The organism is Butyricicoccus sp. AM05-1 (genome assembly GCF_003474415.1).
In the GTDB taxonomy this organism is placed as follows: Bacteria; Bacillota; Clostridia; order Oscillospirales; family Butyricicoccaceae; genus Agathobaculum; species Agathobaculum butyriciproducens.
In genome coordinates this window covers 81,649-97,575 of record NZ_QUDG01000001.1, presented here as the reverse complement: position 1 = coordinate 97,575, position 15,927 = coordinate 81,649, and the positions used below count along the sequence as shown (strand labels likewise).

Annotated in this window: 27 protein-coding genes; 24 read left to right on the top strand and 3 right to left on the bottom strand. The window is 56.3% G+C overall.

Annotated elements, in window-relative coordinates; translation table 11 throughout:
* Positions 1–47: 47 nt before the first annotated feature.
* On the top strand, positions 48–374 hold the full coding sequence (locus DW088_RS00575) for a threonine/serine exporter family protein (protein WP_330428040.1): 327 nt from the start codon (positions 48–50) through the stop codon (positions 372–374).
* Positions 375–419: 45 nt separating this feature from the next.
* On the opposite strand, the gene DW088_RS00570 is transcribed toward DW088_RS00575, so the two are convergent.
* From DW088_RS00570 to DW088_RS00560, 3 genes are all read right to left on the bottom strand, one after another.
* The gene (locus DW088_RS00570; protein ID WP_243029712.1) at positions 420–2,198 is read right to left on the bottom strand and encodes a recombinase family protein; all 1,779 of its coding nucleotides are present in this window, start codon (positions 2,196–2,198) and stop codon (positions 420–422) included.
* Positions 2,199–2,400: 202 nt separating this feature from the next.
* Positions 2,401–2,658: a heavy metal-binding domain-containing protein gene (locus DW088_RS00565; protein ID WP_118358669.1), complete on the bottom strand. Its 258-nt coding sequence runs from the start codon at positions 2,656–2,658 to the stop codon at positions 2,401–2,403.
* 224 nt (positions 2,659–2,882) lie between these two features.
* Positions 2,883–3,293: a helix-turn-helix domain-containing protein gene (locus DW088_RS00560; protein ID WP_118358667.1), complete on the bottom strand. Its 411-nt coding sequence runs from the start codon at positions 3,291–3,293 to the stop codon at positions 2,883–2,885.
* 179 nt (positions 3,294–3,472) lie between these two features.
* On the opposite strand from DW088_RS00560, the gene DW088_RS00555 reads away from it, so the two are divergent.
* The 23 genes from DW088_RS00555 (at position 3,473) to DW088_RS00440 (ending at position 15,925) form a co-directional block, all read left to right on the top strand.
* Entirely contained in the window at positions 3,473–3,673 is a 201-nt protein-coding gene (locus DW088_RS00555) for a helix-turn-helix transcriptional regulator (RefSeq protein ID WP_118358666.1), read from the top strand.
* Positions 3,674–3,705: 32 nt separating this feature from the next.
* Positions 3,706–3,936: a hypothetical protein gene (locus DW088_RS00550; RefSeq protein WP_118358664.1), complete on the top strand. Its 231-nt coding sequence runs from the start codon at positions 3,706–3,708 to the stop codon at positions 3,934–3,936.
* A gap of 190 nt (positions 3,937–4,126) precedes the next feature.
* On the top strand, positions 4,127–4,504 hold the full coding sequence (locus DW088_RS00540; RefSeq protein ID WP_118358660.1) for a hypothetical protein: 378 nt from the start codon (positions 4,127–4,129) through the stop codon (positions 4,502–4,504).
* Positions 4,501–4,719, top strand: coding sequence for a hypothetical protein (locus DW088_RS00535; RefSeq protein WP_118358658.1), 219 nt, complete (start codon positions 4,501–4,503; stop codon positions 4,717–4,719). The genes DW088_RS00540 and DW088_RS00535 overlap by 4 nt, the downstream gene beginning before the upstream one ends.
* The gene (locus DW088_RS00530) at positions 4,719–5,099 is read left to right on the top strand and encodes a DUF3846 domain-containing protein (protein WP_158574561.1); all 381 of its coding nucleotides are present in this window, start codon (positions 4,719–4,721) and stop codon (positions 5,097–5,099) included. The genes DW088_RS00535 and DW088_RS00530 overlap by 1 nt, the downstream gene beginning before the upstream one ends.
* Positions 5,099–5,356 (top strand): hypothetical protein, encoded by a 258-nt coding sequence (locus DW088_RS00525; RefSeq protein ID WP_118358654.1) that lies wholly within the window; start codon positions 5,099–5,101, stop codon positions 5,354–5,356. The genes DW088_RS00530 and DW088_RS00525 overlap by 1 nt, the downstream gene beginning before the upstream one ends.
* Positions 5,357–5,370: 14 nt before the next feature.
* Positions 5,371–6,336: an ATP-binding protein gene (locus DW088_RS00520; protein ID WP_118358652.1), complete on the top strand. Its 966-nt coding sequence runs from the start codon at positions 5,371–5,373 to the stop codon at positions 6,334–6,336.
* Positions 6,337–6,948, top strand: coding sequence for a hypothetical protein (locus tag DW088_RS00515; RefSeq protein ID WP_118358650.1), 612 nt, complete (start codon positions 6,337–6,339; stop codon positions 6,946–6,948).
* Positions 6,945–7,484 carry a hypothetical protein gene (locus tag DW088_RS00510; protein ID WP_118358648.1) on the top strand — a complete coding sequence of 180 codons (540 nt, stop codon included), beginning with the start codon at positions 6,945–6,947 and terminating at the stop codon, positions 7,482–7,484. The genes DW088_RS00515 and DW088_RS00510 overlap by 4 nt, the downstream gene beginning before the upstream one ends.
* A complete protein-coding gene (locus tag DW088_RS00505; protein ID WP_118359636.1) occupies positions 7,481–7,882 on the top strand; it encodes a DUF3268 family zinc-finger domain-containing protein in 402 nt (133 codons plus the stop codon). The genes DW088_RS00510 and DW088_RS00505 overlap by 4 nt, the downstream gene beginning before the upstream one ends.
* Complete coding sequence (locus DW088_RS00500) at positions 7,854–8,123, top strand: hypothetical protein (RefSeq protein ID WP_118358646.1); 270 nt, start codon at positions 7,854–7,856, stop codon at positions 8,121–8,123. Before DW088_RS00505 ends, DW088_RS00500 begins: the two co-directional genes overlap by 29 nt.
* Entirely contained in the window at positions 8,113–8,616 is a 504-nt protein-coding gene (locus DW088_RS00495; RefSeq protein ID WP_118358644.1) for a single-stranded DNA-binding protein, read from the top strand. Before DW088_RS00500 ends, DW088_RS00495 begins: the two co-directional genes overlap by 11 nt.
* A 50-nt stretch (positions 8,617–8,666) precedes the next feature.
* Positions 8,667–9,398 carry a hypothetical protein gene (locus tag DW088_RS00490; RefSeq protein WP_118358642.1) on the top strand — a complete coding sequence of 244 codons (732 nt, stop codon included), beginning with the start codon at positions 8,667–8,669 and terminating at the stop codon, positions 9,396–9,398.
* On the top strand, positions 9,395–9,949 hold the full coding sequence (locus DW088_RS00485; RefSeq protein WP_118358640.1) for a replicative helicase loader/inhibitor: 555 nt from the start codon (positions 9,395–9,397) through the stop codon (positions 9,947–9,949). The genes DW088_RS00490 and DW088_RS00485 overlap by 4 nt, the downstream gene beginning before the upstream one ends.
* Complete coding sequence (locus DW088_RS00480) at positions 9,946–10,563, top strand: cell wall hydrolase (RefSeq protein WP_118358638.1); 618 nt, start codon at positions 9,946–9,948, stop codon at positions 10,561–10,563. The genes DW088_RS00485 and DW088_RS00480 overlap by 4 nt, the downstream gene beginning before the upstream one ends.
* Positions 10,564–10,568: 5 nt before the next feature.
* Positions 10,569–10,751, top strand: coding sequence for a hypothetical protein (locus tag DW088_RS00475; RefSeq protein WP_118358636.1), 183 nt, complete (start codon positions 10,569–10,571; stop codon positions 10,749–10,751).
* On the top strand, positions 10,748–11,260 hold the full coding sequence (locus DW088_RS00470; RefSeq protein WP_118358634.1) for a Holliday junction resolvase RecU: 513 nt from the start codon (positions 10,748–10,750) through the stop codon (positions 11,258–11,260). Before DW088_RS00475 ends, DW088_RS00470 begins: the two co-directional genes overlap by 4 nt.
* A gap of 19 nt (positions 11,261–11,279) precedes the next feature.
* Positions 11,280–11,963 (top strand): DNA translocase FtsK, encoded by a 684-nt coding sequence (locus tag DW088_RS16510; protein WP_279217323.1) that lies wholly within the window; start codon positions 11,280–11,282, stop codon positions 11,961–11,963.
* Positions 11,963–12,193 carry a hypothetical protein gene (locus DW088_RS00460; protein ID WP_118358630.1) on the top strand — a complete coding sequence of 77 codons (231 nt, stop codon included), beginning with the start codon at positions 11,963–11,965 and terminating at the stop codon, positions 12,191–12,193. Before DW088_RS16510 ends, DW088_RS00460 begins: the two co-directional genes overlap by 1 nt.
* A gap of 3 nt (positions 12,194–12,196) precedes the next feature.
* Positions 12,197–13,054, top strand: a complete 858-nt coding sequence (locus DW088_RS00455) for an N-6 DNA methylase (RefSeq protein ID WP_118358628.1) — start codon at positions 12,197–12,199, stop codon at positions 13,052–13,054.
* A gap of 14 nt (positions 13,055–13,068) precedes the next feature.
* Complete coding sequence (locus tag DW088_RS00450) at positions 13,069–14,253, top strand: hypothetical protein (protein ID WP_118358626.1); 1,185 nt, start codon at positions 13,069–13,071, stop codon at positions 14,251–14,253.
* Positions 14,254–14,303: 50 nt separating this feature from the next.
* Positions 14,304–15,677 (top strand): ParB/RepB/Spo0J family partition protein, encoded by a 1,374-nt coding sequence (locus DW088_RS00445; RefSeq protein ID WP_118358624.1) that lies wholly within the window; start codon positions 14,304–14,306, stop codon positions 15,675–15,677.
* A complete protein-coding gene (locus DW088_RS00440) occupies positions 15,674–15,925 on the top strand; it encodes a hypothetical protein (RefSeq protein ID WP_118358622.1) in 252 nt (83 codons plus the stop codon). Before DW088_RS00445 ends, DW088_RS00440 begins: the two co-directional genes overlap by 4 nt.
* Positions 15,926–15,927: the final 2 nt, after the last annotated feature.

Sequence of the window (15,927 nt, the reverse complement as noted above, 5' to 3'; positions counted from 1 at the left end):
GCTTACGCTGATCCGTACAGGTGTCAGCACCTAAAAACTCAACCGACTTGAGCAATTCGTTGCTGATGCTCGGTCTGGCTGCCGCACTCGCCTGCTGTGCCCTTACATTTCTACTCGGCGGCGCCTGGGTCGAGATGATACTCGCGTTCTTCGGTACAGGTATCGGCAACGCCGTGCGCTGTAAGCGGTCCAAGCACTACCGGACTCTTGTGCTCTGCACAACCGTTTCGGTCGCAGCGGCCTGTCCGGTGTACGCAGGCTGTCTCAAGATTGCCGAAATGACCTGCGGCATCGCCATGGTCAAGTCGGATCTCGAGCGGCATCATTCCTGCGCTGCCGCTCGGACTCATTTTCGCCCGCATTATGACGGATAAGATGTTCCGCCACTGCACCTGATATCGCAGAAAAATCCCGCTGACCTAAAACCAGCGGGATTTTCCTGTTTTCTGTGTTTTCACAGCCGCAGAACACCGTAACGCCCGCAAAATGCAGAAAAACCGCTGTGAAAATGCTCCGTAGCGGTTGCTTTTTATGTAGCTGAAACGGAAAAATCTTGGTTTTATGCAGTTTTCGGGCATAGAAAAAATCCACCGTAATTCTATCAAAATTACGGTGGACTTATGGTGGACCTGGGCAGAGCTTAAACGAACAGCGCCCGTTTCGATATTTTCTACATTGTCGATAACCGATGGATCCAGCGGGATCTCAACCGTGTTTTTACTTCCTGCGTAGTTGAATACGACCTTCATGTAGTCCTGACCGTCCGGGTTGTCGTAGACATAGACTGCAATCAAGAAAGTGTCGAATAACTCCGCTTGGTATTTCTTATCGTGGACATCTCCGGCCTGCAACTTTTTCAGCCACCCTACAAGCTGATCTCTGTTGACAGGAATGACGTCAGCTTTTGCCATTGTGATTTTCCGATCAATGTCCGACTGTTCCTTTTCCAACTCCATGAGACGGGCTTTTGTGGTAGGCGTGATGATGCCCTGCTCTATCGCCGCCATGAGATTTTTGATACTGCGCTGCGTGTCCTTCAGCTGGTCCTCCAAAAGCCCGATCCCGCTTGCGCTTTCCTGATGCTGGCTATACTCGACCACGCTGTCGGCAATCCAGTTGATCGTATCATCATCCAGTGTGCGGCGTTTGATCGCCTTTGCTACCTGAAGCTCGATGTCGTCCCGTCGCAGGTTTTTCTTCTCGCAGGTTTTTTCCGTGCGACGCTTCTGGCAGACGTAGTAGTAATGCAGGTTGCCAGAGCGTCCGGTGCCGGAGATGCCGGTCATTGGACTTTTACAATGCCCGCAGAACAGCTTGCCGGTAAGCAGATAGTCACCATTGACGCGGTGACGCCCTTGCGGATTCTTCTTCGTGGTGATCACCTCCTGGACCTTGAAGTAAAGCTCGTCGCTGATAATCCTCGGGATGCCGCCCTCTTTGCGGACATCGCCGTAGATATAGATGCCGCGATACCGTTCGTTGGAAAGGATCTTCTGAAAGCTCGACCGCCCCCACGGGCGACCGTACGAGGTCTTGATTCCACGGGCATTCAGGCTGGCCATGATATCAACGAAAGCCTCACCGCAGGAAACGCGAGTGAATATCTCCCGGATAACCGCAGCCTTCGGCTCGTCGATGGCATAGTGCAGCGTTTCGTCCGCTTTATAGCCGTAGGGCAGATGGCCGTTCGCCACCATGCAATTCGCGGCGTTGTCATACAGGCCGCGCTTGATGTCCTCGGCCATGTTCTCGGAATAGAACTGGTTGACATTCATCATCGAGCGGGCGGCGAAGCGTCCAGCCGCAGTATCGTCGAAATCCTCCTCCACATAGAGAACGCGAACTCCCAGATCCTGAAGCCGAGCTTCGTTGATCAGAGCCTCCAGCATATTGCGCCCCATGCGGTTAGACTTCCACGCGATTACATAGCGGAACTTCCCTTTTGCGGCGTCAGTCATCATGCGCTGGAAGTCACGGCGCTTGTCGGTGCGGCCGGAAACGGCGCGGTCGGCATAGGTGTCAATGATCCTGATGCCATACTCCGCCGCCAGCTCGTAGCCCTTTTCAAACTGCTGCTCTACGGAAATATCCTTCTGGTTGTGACTGCTGTACCGACCGTAGAGAACGCCCGGCTCTTCGACTTCCAGCTTCTTGCCCCGCTTCGGCTTCGCCGGGTGCTTTGCAGGTTTTCTCGGCAACAGCGCCACCCCCTTCTAACGATAGATTTGCAGTAGTAGATATTCAGAATCAGAAACAGATTACAGATACAGTCTCAGATACAGATACAGGTACAGAGACAGTGCGCGCACGATCGCGCGCACACGCACGCGCGCACGCGAGGTATCGGTACGGTATGGATACGGTATAGATACCCTATCCATAGGGTATCGGAATATGGACTTAAATTAAGCGGACAGCTGTCCCAGTCGCGCAGATATTCATACCGAAAGGTGTGTAGCTTACCCCGACAACGGCATCCGCGCCAAGAGATGCCGCTTGTTGCAACAGGATTTCCGTCGCTCCATCGACACCAGCCTGCCAGCCGCGCTGCACACCCTTGTTCCCGCCGGGCATGACCATGACTTGCGCCGCCGATACGATGCCGAGATATTCGGAGACCGTGCGTCCTTCGACAGATAGTGTGGTCGTGATGATCATAAAATTACCTCCAATTTCCCATCATACAGCAACAAAATGTCGTTGTTTGTCAAAAGTGATTTTATTTCTTTTCGAGCAAAAGCGTGTGCATTTCTGTTACAATCCTTACATACACCACCGGCAAGAATATACGATTGGAGTTGATTAGATGCCTTCGAGCAAAGAAGCAGCCGCAATACTTCGGATTGTGGAAAAACTGGCCCAGGACAGAAAGAGAGAGGCAATCAGCCTTCTTGCCGGTTGGCGAGGTACTGAAGATAGTGAAGAGCCTCCGCTTTCTTCTCGGGAGAAAGTTGGAGAATAAGCGTCGTAAGCGCAATATCCATATCGTCCATAGGTCCGCCCTCTTTCGTGAGGGCGGACAATTCATTTGCGCAGTCCTCGGAAATATCCGACAGCAGATCGATGGGCATATCGTCCACGGCCGTGAGAAGATCTCCCAGAGACATCCCCATAGCTGTGGAAATCTTTTTGAGAGCCGGCAGAGATGGCGTTAGCGGAAGTCCGGTCTTAGGGTTCAAGTTTCTCTCCAGCATGGAAATATAGCCGTTTGACAGACCGCAGATAGCCGCAAACTGGCGCTGCGACAAGTCGTGTTCTTTGCGATATTCCTTCACGAAATCACTGAGCGTCATGAGAATGTCCCCCTAAATTTGTTTAATACATTATACATTGAGGTGCGGCCGGTGTCAATGCGGCTGTGAAATTTATTGAACATTTTTTGTGCAACCCACTTGACACGCTCTTGTGCATAGTGTAGTATGTCTGTGTAATCGGTTGAACACTTCCGTCAACCAAGAAAGGAGGAAACGGCATGGGCTACAAGATTAAGGAACTGCGCGAAGCCATGAAAATGACGCAGGAAGAGCTGGCAGAGAAGAGCGGAGTAAGCCGTGGGACTATTTCTGCCCTTGAAAATGGCATCGACCGAACGACAACCTCGAAGACGCTGGTCAAACTTGCGCAGGCGCTCGATACCACCGTAGACCGTATTTTTTTTACCAAGGGTGTTTAATCGGCTAAACAGTATGTAAGGAGGTGAGCACTTTGCCCGGAAGCGCCAGCCAGGATGACCGCCGAATATCCCTCGAAGGCGAGCTGACCGATGAAATCAAAATCGACACATCGCTGATCCCCGAGCACGTCCGTATGCACCTTGCAGCAAAGACACTGGAGTGTTTCAAAGCATTTTTAGCTGTTCCCGGCAATGCGGAATGGCTGGACGAACAGGTTGCCACAATGAAAGCGGCCGAGGCTGCAGCAATTCGAAAGGAGTGATGAAGATGGCATATTACCGGACTTGCCCGCTTTGCGGGAGCAATAATGACCCGGGTGAAGCCTGTGATTGCCGCGCAGAAACGAAAAAAGAGTCCGCCCCGGCGCAACGGGAACGGACTCAGGCAAATGGATACCCGTACACAGTTTACCAGCCGGGTCGAGCCGCGTCAAGAACAAAGGAGGTGCGACCGTGGCTGAAGAGCTGAGAGAGCTCCGGCTTTCCAAGCAGATACCGGCCAAGGATATGGTCGCGGTGGTACAAGCCATCTACCCAAAGTACGACAAGACCGTTCAAAGCAAGTGCGAGAACGGAGACGCCTACGGCGTGAGCCTGCGGCCGGACGCGATGGCGGCGCTCTACGCGCACTTCGCGCCGGAGCTGGCAGAGGGCCGCAAAGCGGTCAAAAAGGACGCGCACCGGCTGACCTGTCGTATCTCGGCAAGGCTCGAAACCGCCGACTACGAGGCGTTGCAACGGCTGATAGAAGCTGAGGGCTACGCCACCACACAGGACTGGCTGACCGCCACCGTCCGCCGCTACATCGCAGAGGCAGGTGAACCCGAATGAACTACGATCTGCCAGACCACCCCGTTATCCAAAACATGGAGCGCACCGGCTACCCGGACGGCAAGGAGCCGACCTTCCCGATTTGCCCCGTCTGTGGTGAAGAGTGCGAGGAAATTTTCAGAGACAAAGATTTGAATATCGTCGGCTGCGATATCTGCATCAAGCAGTCCGACGCATGGGAGGAGCCGGAGTGCTTCCCCGGAAAGGAGTATTGATGAAAGGACTGGTTATCACTACCGAAAACAAGATGCAGGTCAGGGAGTTCGGCGAGCCTGCCTATGAGACCATCGGAAAGGCTGTCGGCGGATGGATCGAGGTCGTACACCCGAAGGGCCTGCCCGATCCGTTCTGCATGGTCGTCAACGAGGAAGGACTGCTGCACGGTCTGCCGCTCAATTTGTTCGGCTGCATTCTCTACGATACCGTGCGCCACGGAAATCCCATTGTCGGAAACATCGTGATTCTCAAAGAAGGCTTCACCACGCCTGGCGAGAGAGACTTTATCGGGCTGGACGAGGACGACGTCAAATTCCTCGGCGCAATGGCCGTCAGTCTGAGCGGCGGCGGCATCAAGTGGGAAAGCGAGGCGCGATAATGGCAAAGTTCTATTTTACCTACGGCACGGACGGCCAGCCGTTTTTCGGTGGCTGGACTGAGGTCGAAGCACCGGACGCTCACGCGGCCTGTGCCGCGTTCCGCGCCTATCACCCCGATAAGACCGAGGGCTTAGTGAATTGCTCCAGCATCTATGACGAGGAGAAGTTCAAGCTGACCGGAATGTACCGGGAAAGCAATTTCGGTTTCCGGTGCCACGAAATCATCACTCTGCGGCGCGAAGCCGCTACCAACTGAAAGGAGCTATCACCATGATTAGAAACCCGAACGACATCCAGGAGGGCGCAAAGAAAATCCGCATGCTGATCGCCGGTTATCCCGGCATCGGAAAATCCACTCTGGCACTGTCCGCCCCCAATCCCCTGCACATTGACGTCGATTTCGGCATCGACCGCATCGAGCCGCGCTACCGCAAGCCGTACATCCAGCCGCAGAGCTACGACGAGATCCTTGGCGACCTCACCCCCATCAATCTTCAGGACTTCGATACCCTCGTCTTTGATACCGGCGGCAAGCTCATTTCCCTCATGTCCCTGTGGGCTATCAAGAAAGACCCGAAGTATGGCCAGCGCGACGGCAGCCTCTCTCTCAAGGGCTATGGCTTCGTCGGTAAGGAGTTCGTCCGGCTGATGGACTACTGCTTCTATGAGCTGCAGAAGAACATCGTCATTGTGTTCCACGCCACCGAGGAAAAGGACGGCGACAACACCCGCCTCCGCATCAAGGTCGAGGGGCAGACAAAAAACAATGTCTGGGAGCCTATGGACTTGGGCGGCTTCGTGGAGATTTACGGCAATGACCGCACCATCGGCTTCTCCAACTGCGAGAGGTATTTCGCCAAGGGGACGCGCGGCATCTCCGGCATTCGCAAGATCCCCGCACTCGGCCCGACCAGCCCTAACGACTTCCTGACGAAGCTGTTCGCCGAGTACAACGCCAAGGCCACTGCCGAGGTCGAGCAGAACGCTGTTGATCAGGCGGCATACGAGGCCGCGATGGTTGAGGGCACGGCCATCATCGCCGGCATTGTCGATGCCGACACCGCCAACGCCGCCATGCCGAAATATCAGGCCATTAAGCACGCGCTGACCTCCAACAAGGAGCTGGGCGTCCTCTGGAACAAGAAGGTTAAGGAGTGCGGCCTGTTCTACGATAAGGTGCTGAAAAAGTACACGCCCGCGCCGGCAGCGCCCGGAGAGGAGAAGGGAGCTGAGTAAATGGGACGCTACCTGATGACCCATTCGCTGCTGTCGTCCTGGCTCTACACCATGAAAGGCAACCCCTATGAGGATATGACAACGGAGCGCGACCCGATGGCGGAGTTTATGCTGACGCTGCGCCGGGAGCCGACGCCTACCACCGAGGCCATGCAGAACGGCATCGACTTTGAAGATTTGGTGACGAGCATTATCAACGGCCGCGGCGATCCAAACAATCAGTGGTATGCCGCTGCCGAAAAGGTCGCTCGACGGTGCGCCGGGGGCATCCTCCAGTACAAGGCCAAGAAAGTTGTCGAAGTCGGCGGCGTGAGCCTGCTGCTGTACGGCCGTCTGGACTGCTTGAAAGCCGGGGAAATCATCGACGTCAAGTTCACCAAGAGCTATGACGCTGGAAAATATTTCGGCAGTACCCAGCACCCCACCTACTTTGAGTTGATCCCTGAAGCGCGGCAGTTTACCTACATCGCCAGCAACGGGCGCGATGTATGGCCGGAAACATACTTCCGTGAGGACGCTCCCAGCATCTTCCCTGTCATTTCCGACTTCTTCGACTGGCTCCGGGCGGTGGATCTGATGCAGGTCTATCAGGAGAAGTGGGCTGCATTATGAACGGCAGGCTGAAAGACTGGTCGTTCTCTCGCACCGGCGAAAGCGTCCTGACTATCACAACCCGCGAGAGCTGCAAGAAGCTGTGGGATGCGCTCGGCGATCAGGAGATCACATTTTCCATCAAAAGGCGCGTCATCCCCCGAAGCCTCAACGCGAACAACTACGCATGGTCGCTGATTGAGAAACTGGCCGTCGCGGTGAAGTCGGACAAGGACTCTGTTTACGAGGAAATGCTCCGGCGCTACGGCACCGGCGAGACATACACCGACGAGGCCGGGAACGAGTGCAAGGTACTGTTTTCCCTACGGGAGGGCGTACCGCCTGCACTGGTGGCGCGGCACTACGCAGAAACCGGCGTCGGTTATGTCGAGGGGAAGAAGTTCATTCATTACCGGGCGATCAAAGGCACCAGCGAGTATTCCACCAAGGAAATGAGTGTTTTTTTGGACGGCATCATTTCCGAGTGCCAGGAGGTCGGCATCGAAACCGACACCCCAGAGCAGATCGCCAGATACAAGGAGGCATGGCATCCGTGAGGAAAGTTTATTGCGACTACTGCGGTCGAGAGACTGAGTATGTCGACAGCAAGGTCATCTACGGCAAGAGCTACGGCAAAATCTATCTCTGCCGGAACTGCATGGCATACGTCGGTGTGCATAAGGGGACGGACAAGCCCCTCGGCCGCCTCGCCAATGCGGAACTGCGGAATTGGAAAAAGGCTGCACACGCCGCATTTGACCCTCTGTGGAAGTATGGCCGCTTTCGCGGTCATCGCAACGCGGCCTATGCGTGGCTTGCCCAGAAGATGGGCTTGCCTGTGGAGAAGACCCACATCGGAATGTTTGATGTCGGCCAGTGCCGCAAGGCTATCGAAATCATTGAGAAAGAAACGAAAGGAGACCGTTATGGAAGATACCAAAAAGACCCCCGCTGAGCTGGTCGCTGATCTGATGCTTGACCCCGGCTTTGTCCTCGTTCCGCAGGATCGCTACGAGGAGCTGATCCGCGCTGAAACTGAGCGCGATGTGCTGGAAGCGACCATCAAGGGTGAGAACAGCTACAATGTCGAAAGAGTTCTCGATGCCATTCAGCAGGCGCGCAGTGCGCTGTACCGCATGAAGATGTTGGTGCTGCGAAACGCTGACGAGTCAGAGGATACGGCCGATGCTGAATAAGATCATCGTCATGGGTCGATTGACCCGCGACCCAGAATTGCGGCGTACGCAGTCCGGCCTTTCTGTGACCAGCTTCTCCGTCGCCTGCGACCGCGATTTCAAAAGCCAGTCCGGGGAAAAGGAAACGGATTTCATCGACATCGTTGCCTGGCGCCAGACTGCTGAATTCGTCTGCAAATATTTCAGCAAGGGACGCATGGCGATCGTCGAGGGGCGACTGCAGATCCGCGACTGGCAGGACAACAACGGCAACAAGCGCCGATCCGCCGAGATTGTAGCCGACAATGTTTACTTTGGGGATTCCAAACGCGACGGTGACGGAGGCGGCTATCAGCAGGGCGGTTACGCGCCGCAGGGCGGATATCCTCAGCAGAGTCAGGGCTACGGTGCGCCGGGCGGCTCTTATGGCGGCGCTGCTCCCGGTGGATATCCCGCCTCTGACTACGGCGACTTTAGCGAAGTCGGCGAGGATGATGGAGAGCTGCCATTCTGAAACGGTCGCCCGGGGAACCGGGCGACAGCCCACCGAAGGAGGTGAACACTATGGCGAGCTATCGGAATATCAGCATGGACTTTTGGACGGACAGCAAGGTCGTCGATGACTTTACGCCCGAGGATCGGTACATCTATCTCTACTGCATGACCAATCCGCACACCAATCTCTGCGGCTGTTACGAGGTCAGCATCAAGCAAATTGCCAACGAGACAGGGTACAACAACGATTCCGTGGAGCGCCTGCTGAAACGCCTGGATAGCGCGCACAATGTCATTCGGTATAGCGCGCAGACCAAGGAGCTGCTGATCCTCAACTGGTGTCGATACAACTGGTCGGCGTCCGAAAAGCTCAATAAGCCGCTACTGAGCGAGATTCGCAAGGTCAAGAACGATCGTTTCCGCGAGTACCTGGCAGCGCGCTACAACGAACGCTCTACCGTAACGGCGCAGTATAACGCTGCAGAAGATGACCGCCCCGAGGTCCCCCGCCATAAGCACGGCGCGCATGGATGGGTGCGGCTCACCGAAGAGGAATACGCCCGGCTGATCGACGACCTCGGCGAAGAAGAGTTGACGCGCTGCATCGACTACATAGACGAGTCCGCTCAAATGCACGGCAACAAGAACAAGTGGCGCGACTGGAATCTTGTCATTCGGAAGTGCAGCCGTGAACGCTGGGGCATCCGTGCCGGCAACGGCAACCGACCGAGCACCAGCGGGAGCGCTATGGACGACCTGCAGCAGCTCCACCAGATGTACGCCAGCGAGGAAAGCCTATGACGCACAAGGAAATGAGCGAGATATTCGCCGTGATGCTCCTTGCCTATCCGAATGCAGAGGTTTTCAAGGGCGGCATCGCAAAGCTCGGCCCTACCATCAATCTGTGGGTGACCTGCTTGCCGGAGATCGACTTCTGGACGGGGCAGCAGGCTGTTGTAAAGTTGGTGCGCGAGTGTAAATTCCCGCCGACTATCGCAGAATTCAAGGAAAAAGCCGAAAAGGTGCAGGCCGAAGTGAGGGCGCGGATTGACCAGGCGTGGAATTACCTCAAGCTCGATATGGCCCTTGGGAAAACGCCGGAGGAGGCTGTGGCAAGATTGTCGGAGGGAACGGATATCAGGCGCGTCATTGAGGCTATGGGTGGCCCCTCTCGGTTGATTGCAACAGGAGAGCGCACCTTTGGCGACGGCACCGTAAAGACATACGAGTATTACAACTACGACGGTTTCAAGTCCGCATATGAAACGATCATCCGGCAGACAAGCGCGCTCAACAGCGGACCGCGCAAAGCGGTCGGGCCGGGCATGAAGCAGATAGGAGGGAAAACATGAAACGAAGAAGAAAAAGGAGGGCTTCGCCGGCGCCGCTTATCTGCCTGCTCGCAGTTTTAGCCTGCATCGTGGCTCTCCGCATCAGTGTCAGCGAGGAAACCGCAGCGTCAGCACAAATGACCGGCAAGTTAGAAAACCCAGCAACGACAGCACCTGTCCGACTTTTAGAAGTAGAAATGACCGAGGATGAGCAAGTTACCAGGGCCGAAGATCGTCCCGCCCGTGCAGCTCGGTATGTCAACATCGAAATGACTGACGAGGAGCTGGCAGAACTGGCTGCGGTCGTATTCCTCGAAGCCGGCAATCAGAGCGCCGAGGGGCAGCAGGCCGTTGTCGAAGTCGTTTTCAACCGCGTGCTGCACTCCGCTTTCCCGGGCACAGTACACGATGTGCTGCACCAAGGAGAGGGGGGCAATGTTCCGCAGTTCTCCACCATCTACGCGGTCAGCACCGCGACGCCGACGCAAGCGCAGTATGACGCCATCAACGGCGCTCTGTATGGAGATACGATCCTTGACGCCGACGTGGTTTTCTTCTCCCGCAATGGAGAGAACGACCGCGTATGGGGGCAGATCGGAGATCACATCTTCTGCCGCGAATACATCTGGAGGTAACGAGCATGACGCGAAAGAGATTTCGGCAAGCCTGCGGCATCATCGCCGCGCTCGGCTTCCTCCTGGTCCTCGGAACTGCCGGCGCCAGCGATTGCGACCTTATCCCCATGAGCCAGATACTCCGGCAAGGTTGCATCGGGCTGGGAATGTTCGCCGGTGGGCTATGGCTGGGAGGGTATCTCTCATGACTGAGAAGAAAGACCCGAAGCGCCAGCTGCTCGGCAAGATCGCAAAAGCCCGCGGCAAGCAGTTTGAAAGCCGCATCGACGATTCCTTTGCCTACTACGCGCAGAAAGGCTTTGCGATCATCGAAAAGACGCCGGAGCCGATGCACCCCACGAAAAATCTCGGCAATGGCAAGTTCATCGCCTACTACGAAAAGCAGGCACAGCCGGACTATAAAGGCACTATCAAGGGCGGCAGGACGGTCATGTTCGAGGCAAAATTCACCGCCGCCGACCGAATGGAGCAGAGCCGCGTCCTCCAGAGCCAGCAGGACTATATGGACAGGCATCAGGCGCTCGGCGCTCGCTGCTTTGTCATCGCCGGTTTTAGTTCCGGCATGGTCTATTGCGTCCCCTGGGACATCTGGAAGACCATGAAAGACCACTTCGGCCGCAAGTATGTGACGGAGGCCGACTTGGAGAAATATCAAGTGCAGACGGCGTGGAATGGCACGCTGCTCCTGCTCAACTGAATTGAAAGGAGTTACCACCATGAGCGAAATTTCCATGTATGAAGCCCAAAAGAAGAAGATGCAGGGCCTGTGCGATGAGCACGATCTCGTCTATCGCTTTGAAAAAGACAGATACCCCATCATCTTTACCATCAAGCCCGTACAGGGCATGGACGCACAGATTTCCATGCTGGAGAACGTCGAGGAGGTCGGCTACCGCAGCCCCGACGCCTCCATGTCCTGGATCTTCGAGGACGGCGGTCTGGACACGAAGGTAACGGGCGGCACCTTTACCATCAGCAAGACGCTCCGCACCAAGATCGAGTCCATTCTGGTGAAGATGATTACCTACTGGCAGCAGTATTTTTTCCGCGATGTGCTGGAAAAGAACGCATTGCGCAGCGGCCTCATGCCGGTCATTGACGAGGACGAGGCTGGCGATACCGACGAGGAGCCGGAGGACGAGGGGGATATGCAGGGCGAGGATGGCCCCGAGGTTGACCTGGACGACCCCGACATTCAGCAGGCCATTTCCATTGTTCGGGCAGAGAATAAAGCGACTGTGGGGCTGTTGCAACGCCGTATGAGCGTTGGCCACGCAAAGGCTGCGCGCCTGATTGACGCACTGGAGGAGCTGGGTGTCGTCGGTCCGTATAACGGCTCCGATGGCCGCGAGGTCCTCCCTACCGACGAGCCTGACGACACGGAAGGCGGTGAAGATTGATGCCGACCGTAAATGCCAATAAGCATACCGCGCACGATCTGCAGCTTGCCGGTCAGATGCGCCGCGAGGATTACAAGACAATCAAGCACATGGACAAGGCGACGCTTGCGGCCTACCTCAGCCGCGTGTGGAAACGCGGGTATGACGCCGGGTATCAAGCCGCCGTTAAGTCAGTCGCTCCGCAGCTGCGCGAAGCCGCAGAACTGAAAGCAGCGAACAAGGAGGGCTAAGTCATGGGAAACGCCCTGCGGCACGTCAGAGGGGAAAGTCAGAAGAATATCGTCCGCTTCATAGAAGGGCTGAGTGGGAAGTATTCCCGCTGGGACATCTGGCAGGACTTCATCATCATGTCGGCCATCGCAATCGCCAACACGATGGGAGGCCCGCAGGCCAAGGCCAGGGAAGAAATGTACCGCAGCCGCGCAGAGAAGTATTCCGCTAAGGAGCTGGAAGTCTTTGCAGATATGTTGCTTGAGGTCGTAGCCGAATTGGAGCGCGATCCCGAGCAGGACTTCCTCGGTGAGCTTTTTATGGCGCTCGGCCTCGGAAACGAATGGAAAGGACAGTTCTTCACTCCGTACAGTGTCTGCAGGGCGATGTCCGCGATGACCTATGCGCCTGATATGACGGCGCGGATAGAAAAGCAGGGCTGGATATCTGTGAACGACCCCGCCTGCGGAGCCGGTGCGCTGCTGGTTGCATTTGCCAATGAGTGCCGGAGACAGCATATCAACTATCAGACCTCAGTGTTGTTCGTGGCGCAGGACATAGATTTCCTCGCCGGTTGTATGTGTTACATCCAACTGAGCTTGCTCGGCTGCCCCGGCTATGTTGTCATTGACGACTCGCTCCTGCGGCCGTCCACCAGCTACGACGCCCGCGGACTGCTGCCAAAGGACGGCCCGCAGGTCTGGTACACGCCGATGTACTTCCGCGATGTCTGGCACTACCGCCGTATCGGGGCGCAAATGGATATCCTGTTTCGGAACGCGGCAGAGCAGGTACCGGCAGAGCCGCCGGCGCCTGCCGCGCCGCCGGAACAATCTCAACCGCTGGCGGAAACGAAAACCGGCCAGCTCACTCTATTTTGATGGGAGGGAACGGAATGCGGCAGCCGCCGCCTCTCGGGAGCCGGACATGGAAGCCCGAGGAAGAAGATTATTTGATGGAAAAGTGGGGGCAGATTTCTGTTCCGGCCATCGCAAAGAAACTCAATCGTACTACAAACGCCGTCAAGGTCAAAGCTCAGCGTCTGGGTTTAGGCGCGGTATTGATGGTCGGCGAGTATGTCACTCTAAATCAACTCCTGCTGGCGGTGAACGGAGGAAGCAGCTCCTACGGCTACAAGATGAAAAGCTGGGTCGAAAATCGCGGCTTGCCCGTCCACACAAAAAAGGTCAACCGCTGCAGCTTTCGTGTGGTCTACATTGAGGAGTTCTGGGAGTGGGCCGAGCGATACCGCAGCTTCATCGACTTTTCCAAGATGGAGCCGTTGGCGCTCGGTGAGGAGCCGGGCTGGGTAGCCGAGCAGCGCAAGAAAGACTTTGAGGCATACGCCATTCAGAGGAAAGACCCGTGGGGAGAGGACGAGGACTCTCGGCTGAAGATGCTGCTCAGTAAGCACAGGTACTCATGGGCGGAAATTTCCGAGATGATGCATCGTTCTCACGGTGCGATCGCGCGCCGTTGCCGTGACCTCGGCATCAAGGATCGCCCCGTTTCGATGGAGCTGACCGGCAAGCGTGGCACATGGACCAGCGAGGATTTTGAAATACTGGCAGACGGCATCCGCCACGGCGACAGCTGCGCTGCCATAGGCAAGGCGGTCGGCCGTTCCGAAAAGTGCGTCCGATCCAAGGTCTACAACGATTATCTGACCGAGAACGCCGACAAGGTGCGGGAAATGCTCGGTGATGGCTCGTGGGGACACGGTGCGCCGGAAATGGACGTCCGTCATGGCTTCTATATCTCCCGCACCCGCCATCAGGTCAGGCGCGACCTATCCGCGCTGGCAACGGTCCTTCGTAAGCGCATGAACGATCTCGGCTATGATCCTTACTGGCAGCGGTTTATGTGCATGAATTGGGACGACATTGGCGGATGCTCCGCAGGGTGTACGGATTGCGACAGCTGCACAGCATTCCGGCGTATTCAGCCTCAGTATTGCGCACGGTGCGGAGGCACCTTCTACGAGCGCAAGGAAAACCGTTTCTGCGCGGCCTGCCGCACCGCGAGGAAGAAGCAGGCCCAGCGGCACTGGTGCCGCGTGAACGGCATGAGCCGAAAATAATAAACTGTCCCAGCCGAGGGGCAAAGCTCGGCATAAGAAAGGAGCATTTTATGGCAGAAATCAAGTACATTCCGGTTAAAAAGCTGTGGCAGCACCCTGATAACCCCCGCAAAGATTTGGGCGATGTGACCGAGCTGGCCGAGAGCATCAAGGTCAACGGCGTACTCCAAAACCTCACCGTTGTTCCGCTGATCGGGGAAATCACAAAGAAGTGGGACGGAGAAAGCTACCGCGTCATCATCGGCCACCGCCGTCTTGCGGCCGCAAAGCTGGCTGGTCTGGAGGAGCTTCCCTGCGTCGTGGTCGAGATGTCGGAGCGGGAGCAGCTGAGTACGATGCTCACGGAGAATATGCAGCGGTCCGATCTGACGGTCTACGAGCAGGCGCAGGGCTTCCAGATGATGCTTGACATGGGCGATACCGTCGAGGACATCGCGGAAAAGTCCGGCTTTTCCGCCACCACCGTCCGGCGCCGTGTAAAGCTCCTGGAGCTGGACAAGGACAAATTCAAGAAGTCCGAGGAACGCGGCGTCAGCCTGTTCGAATACATGGAGCTGGACAAGCTGAAAAGCCCGGAGCGCAAGAATGAAATGCTTGATTACATCGGCACCGAGAACTTCAAGTACAAGCTGAAACAAGCCATCAATGATGAAGCTGCAGAGGCGCGCAAAGCCCTATGGGTAGAGCAGCTGAGTACCTTTGCGACGCAGATCACCGACAAGACCGGCTATAAGAGAGTCAATAGCTTCTACACCAATGGAGAAGTCAAAGTGGATCGCCCGGAGGATGCTGATACCATTGAGTATTTCTTCTTCGTCGAAACATGGGGCTATATTGTGCTGATGGTCAAGGATGAGCCTACCACCCTTACCCCGGAGGAAGAAGCGAAAGAGCGCGAGGAGCAGTTGAAGCAGGAGCGAAAGGACGCCGCAGCAAAGGCGCTGTCCGAAGCAACCGCCCGCGCCTATGAGCTTCGTGCCGACTTCGTGGCTACCGTTTCTGCAGCCGCCATCAAAAAGCGCCTTGCGGACATCGTGGCGCTGTGGGCCTACGCCGAATACTGGGACGATACCGGTTGGCTCACTGAAGAGGAAATCGCGCAGGCTACCGGCGCCGAGACCCTTGCCGAAGATGACGAGGACGGCGAGGGCGATGCTGCATTTACGCTCCAGGCCGTGACCGACGCGATCGGCAAGACACCTGAAAAGACGCTCCTGCGAATGATCTATGCGCGCCTGGGTGACGGAAAGTCCGAGGGCTATTTCCGCAGCTACTGGAACAGCTACACCATGAAGCATGAGGAAAACGAGAAGTTAGACCGCATCTATGCGTTGCTCGTCAAGCTGGGCTACGAGATGTCCGACGATGAAAAGGCGCTCCAGGACGGAACACATGAGCTTTTCGGGGAGGCGACCGACGAATGAGAGCATCTACCTGCAAAGGCTGCGGCGCGGCTATCGTCTGGATCAGAACACCCGGAGGGAAGTCCATGCCGTGTGACGCCACCCCGCGCTATTACATCGAAAAGCCCCGCTCCGGCAGTAAAAAGATCGTCACGCCTAACGGCGAGGTCATTTCCTGTGAGTATACGGAAGATCCTCACAAGGCCACCGGCACCGGCTTCGCTCCCCACTGGGGGAGCTGCCGGGCGGCGGGCAATTTCAAGAGGTAAAG

Excerpts from the sequence above, each read along its gene's own strand:
- DW088_RS00440 (WP_118358622.1), top strand. The coding sequence starts at position 15,674 with ATGAGAGCATCTACCTGCAAAGGCTGCGGCGCGGCTATCGTCTGGATC.
- DW088_RS00475 (WP_118358636.1), top strand. The coding sequence starts at position 10,569 with ATGACGCGAAAGAGATTTCGGCAAGCCTGCGGCATCATCGCCGCGCTC.
- DW088_RS00500 (WP_118358646.1), top strand. The coding sequence starts at position 7,854 with ATGGAAGATACCAAAAAGACCCCCGCTGAGCTGGTCGCTGATCTGATG.
- DW088_RS00470 (WP_118358634.1), top strand. The coding sequence starts at position 10,748 with ATGACTGAGAAGAAAGACCCGAAGCGCCAGCTGCTCGGCAAGATCGCA.
- DW088_RS00495 (WP_118358644.1), top strand. The coding sequence starts at position 8,113 with ATGCTGAATAAGATCATCGTCATGGGTCGATTGACCCGCGACCCAGAA.
- DW088_RS00565 (WP_118358669.1), bottom strand. The coding sequence starts at position 2,658 with ATGATCATCACGACCACACTATCTGTCGAAGGACGCACGGTCTCCGAA.
- DW088_RS00455 (WP_118358628.1), top strand. The coding sequence starts at position 12,197 with ATGGGAAACGCCCTGCGGCACGTCAGAGGGGAAAGTCAGAAGAATATC.
- DW088_RS00515 (WP_118358650.1), top strand. The coding sequence starts at position 6,337 with ATGGGACGCTACCTGATGACCCATTCGCTGCTGTCGTCCTGGCTCTAC.
- DW088_RS16510 (WP_279217323.1), top strand. The coding sequence starts at position 11,280 with ATGAGCGAAATTTCCATGTATGAAGCCCAAAAGAAGAAGATGCAGGGC.
- DW088_RS00520 (WP_118358652.1), top strand. The coding sequence starts at position 5,371 with ATGATTAGAAACCCGAACGACATCCAGGAGGGCGCAAAGAAAATCCGC.
- DW088_RS00445 (WP_118358624.1), top strand. The coding sequence starts at position 14,304 with ATGGCAGAAATCAAGTACATTCCGGTTAAAAAGCTGTGGCAGCACCCT.
- DW088_RS00555 (WP_118358666.1), top strand. The coding sequence starts at position 3,473 with ATGGGCTACAAGATTAAGGAACTGCGCGAAGCCATGAAAATGACGCAG.
- DW088_RS00560 (WP_118358667.1), bottom strand. The coding sequence starts at position 3,293 with ATGACGCTCAGTGATTTCGTGAAGGAATATCGCAAAGAACACGACTTG.
- DW088_RS00525 (WP_118358654.1), top strand. The coding sequence starts at position 5,099 with ATGGCAAAGTTCTATTTTACCTACGGCACGGACGGCCAGCCGTTTTTC.
- DW088_RS00480 (WP_118358638.1), top strand. The coding sequence starts at position 9,946 with ATGAAACGAAGAAGAAAAAGGAGGGCTTCGCCGGCGCCGCTTATCTGC.
- DW088_RS00535 (WP_118358658.1), top strand. The coding sequence starts at position 4,501 with ATGAACTACGATCTGCCAGACCACCCCGTTATCCAAAACATGGAGCGC.
- DW088_RS00460 (WP_118358630.1), top strand. The coding sequence starts at position 11,963 with ATGCCGACCGTAAATGCCAATAAGCATACCGCGCACGATCTGCAGCTT.
- DW088_RS00485 (WP_118358640.1), top strand. The coding sequence starts at position 9,395 with ATGACGCACAAGGAAATGAGCGAGATATTCGCCGTGATGCTCCTTGCC.
- DW088_RS00530 (WP_158574561.1), top strand. The coding sequence starts at position 4,719 with ATGAAAGGACTGGTTATCACTACCGAAAACAAGATGCAGGTCAGGGAG.
- DW088_RS00490 (WP_118358642.1), top strand. The coding sequence starts at position 8,667 with ATGGCGAGCTATCGGAATATCAGCATGGACTTTTGGACGGACAGCAAG.
- DW088_RS00450 (WP_118358626.1), top strand. The coding sequence starts at position 13,069 with ATGCGGCAGCCGCCGCCTCTCGGGAGCCGGACATGGAAGCCCGAGGAA.
- DW088_RS00510 (WP_118358648.1), top strand. The coding sequence starts at position 6,945 with ATGAACGGCAGGCTGAAAGACTGGTCGTTCTCTCGCACCGGCGAAAGC.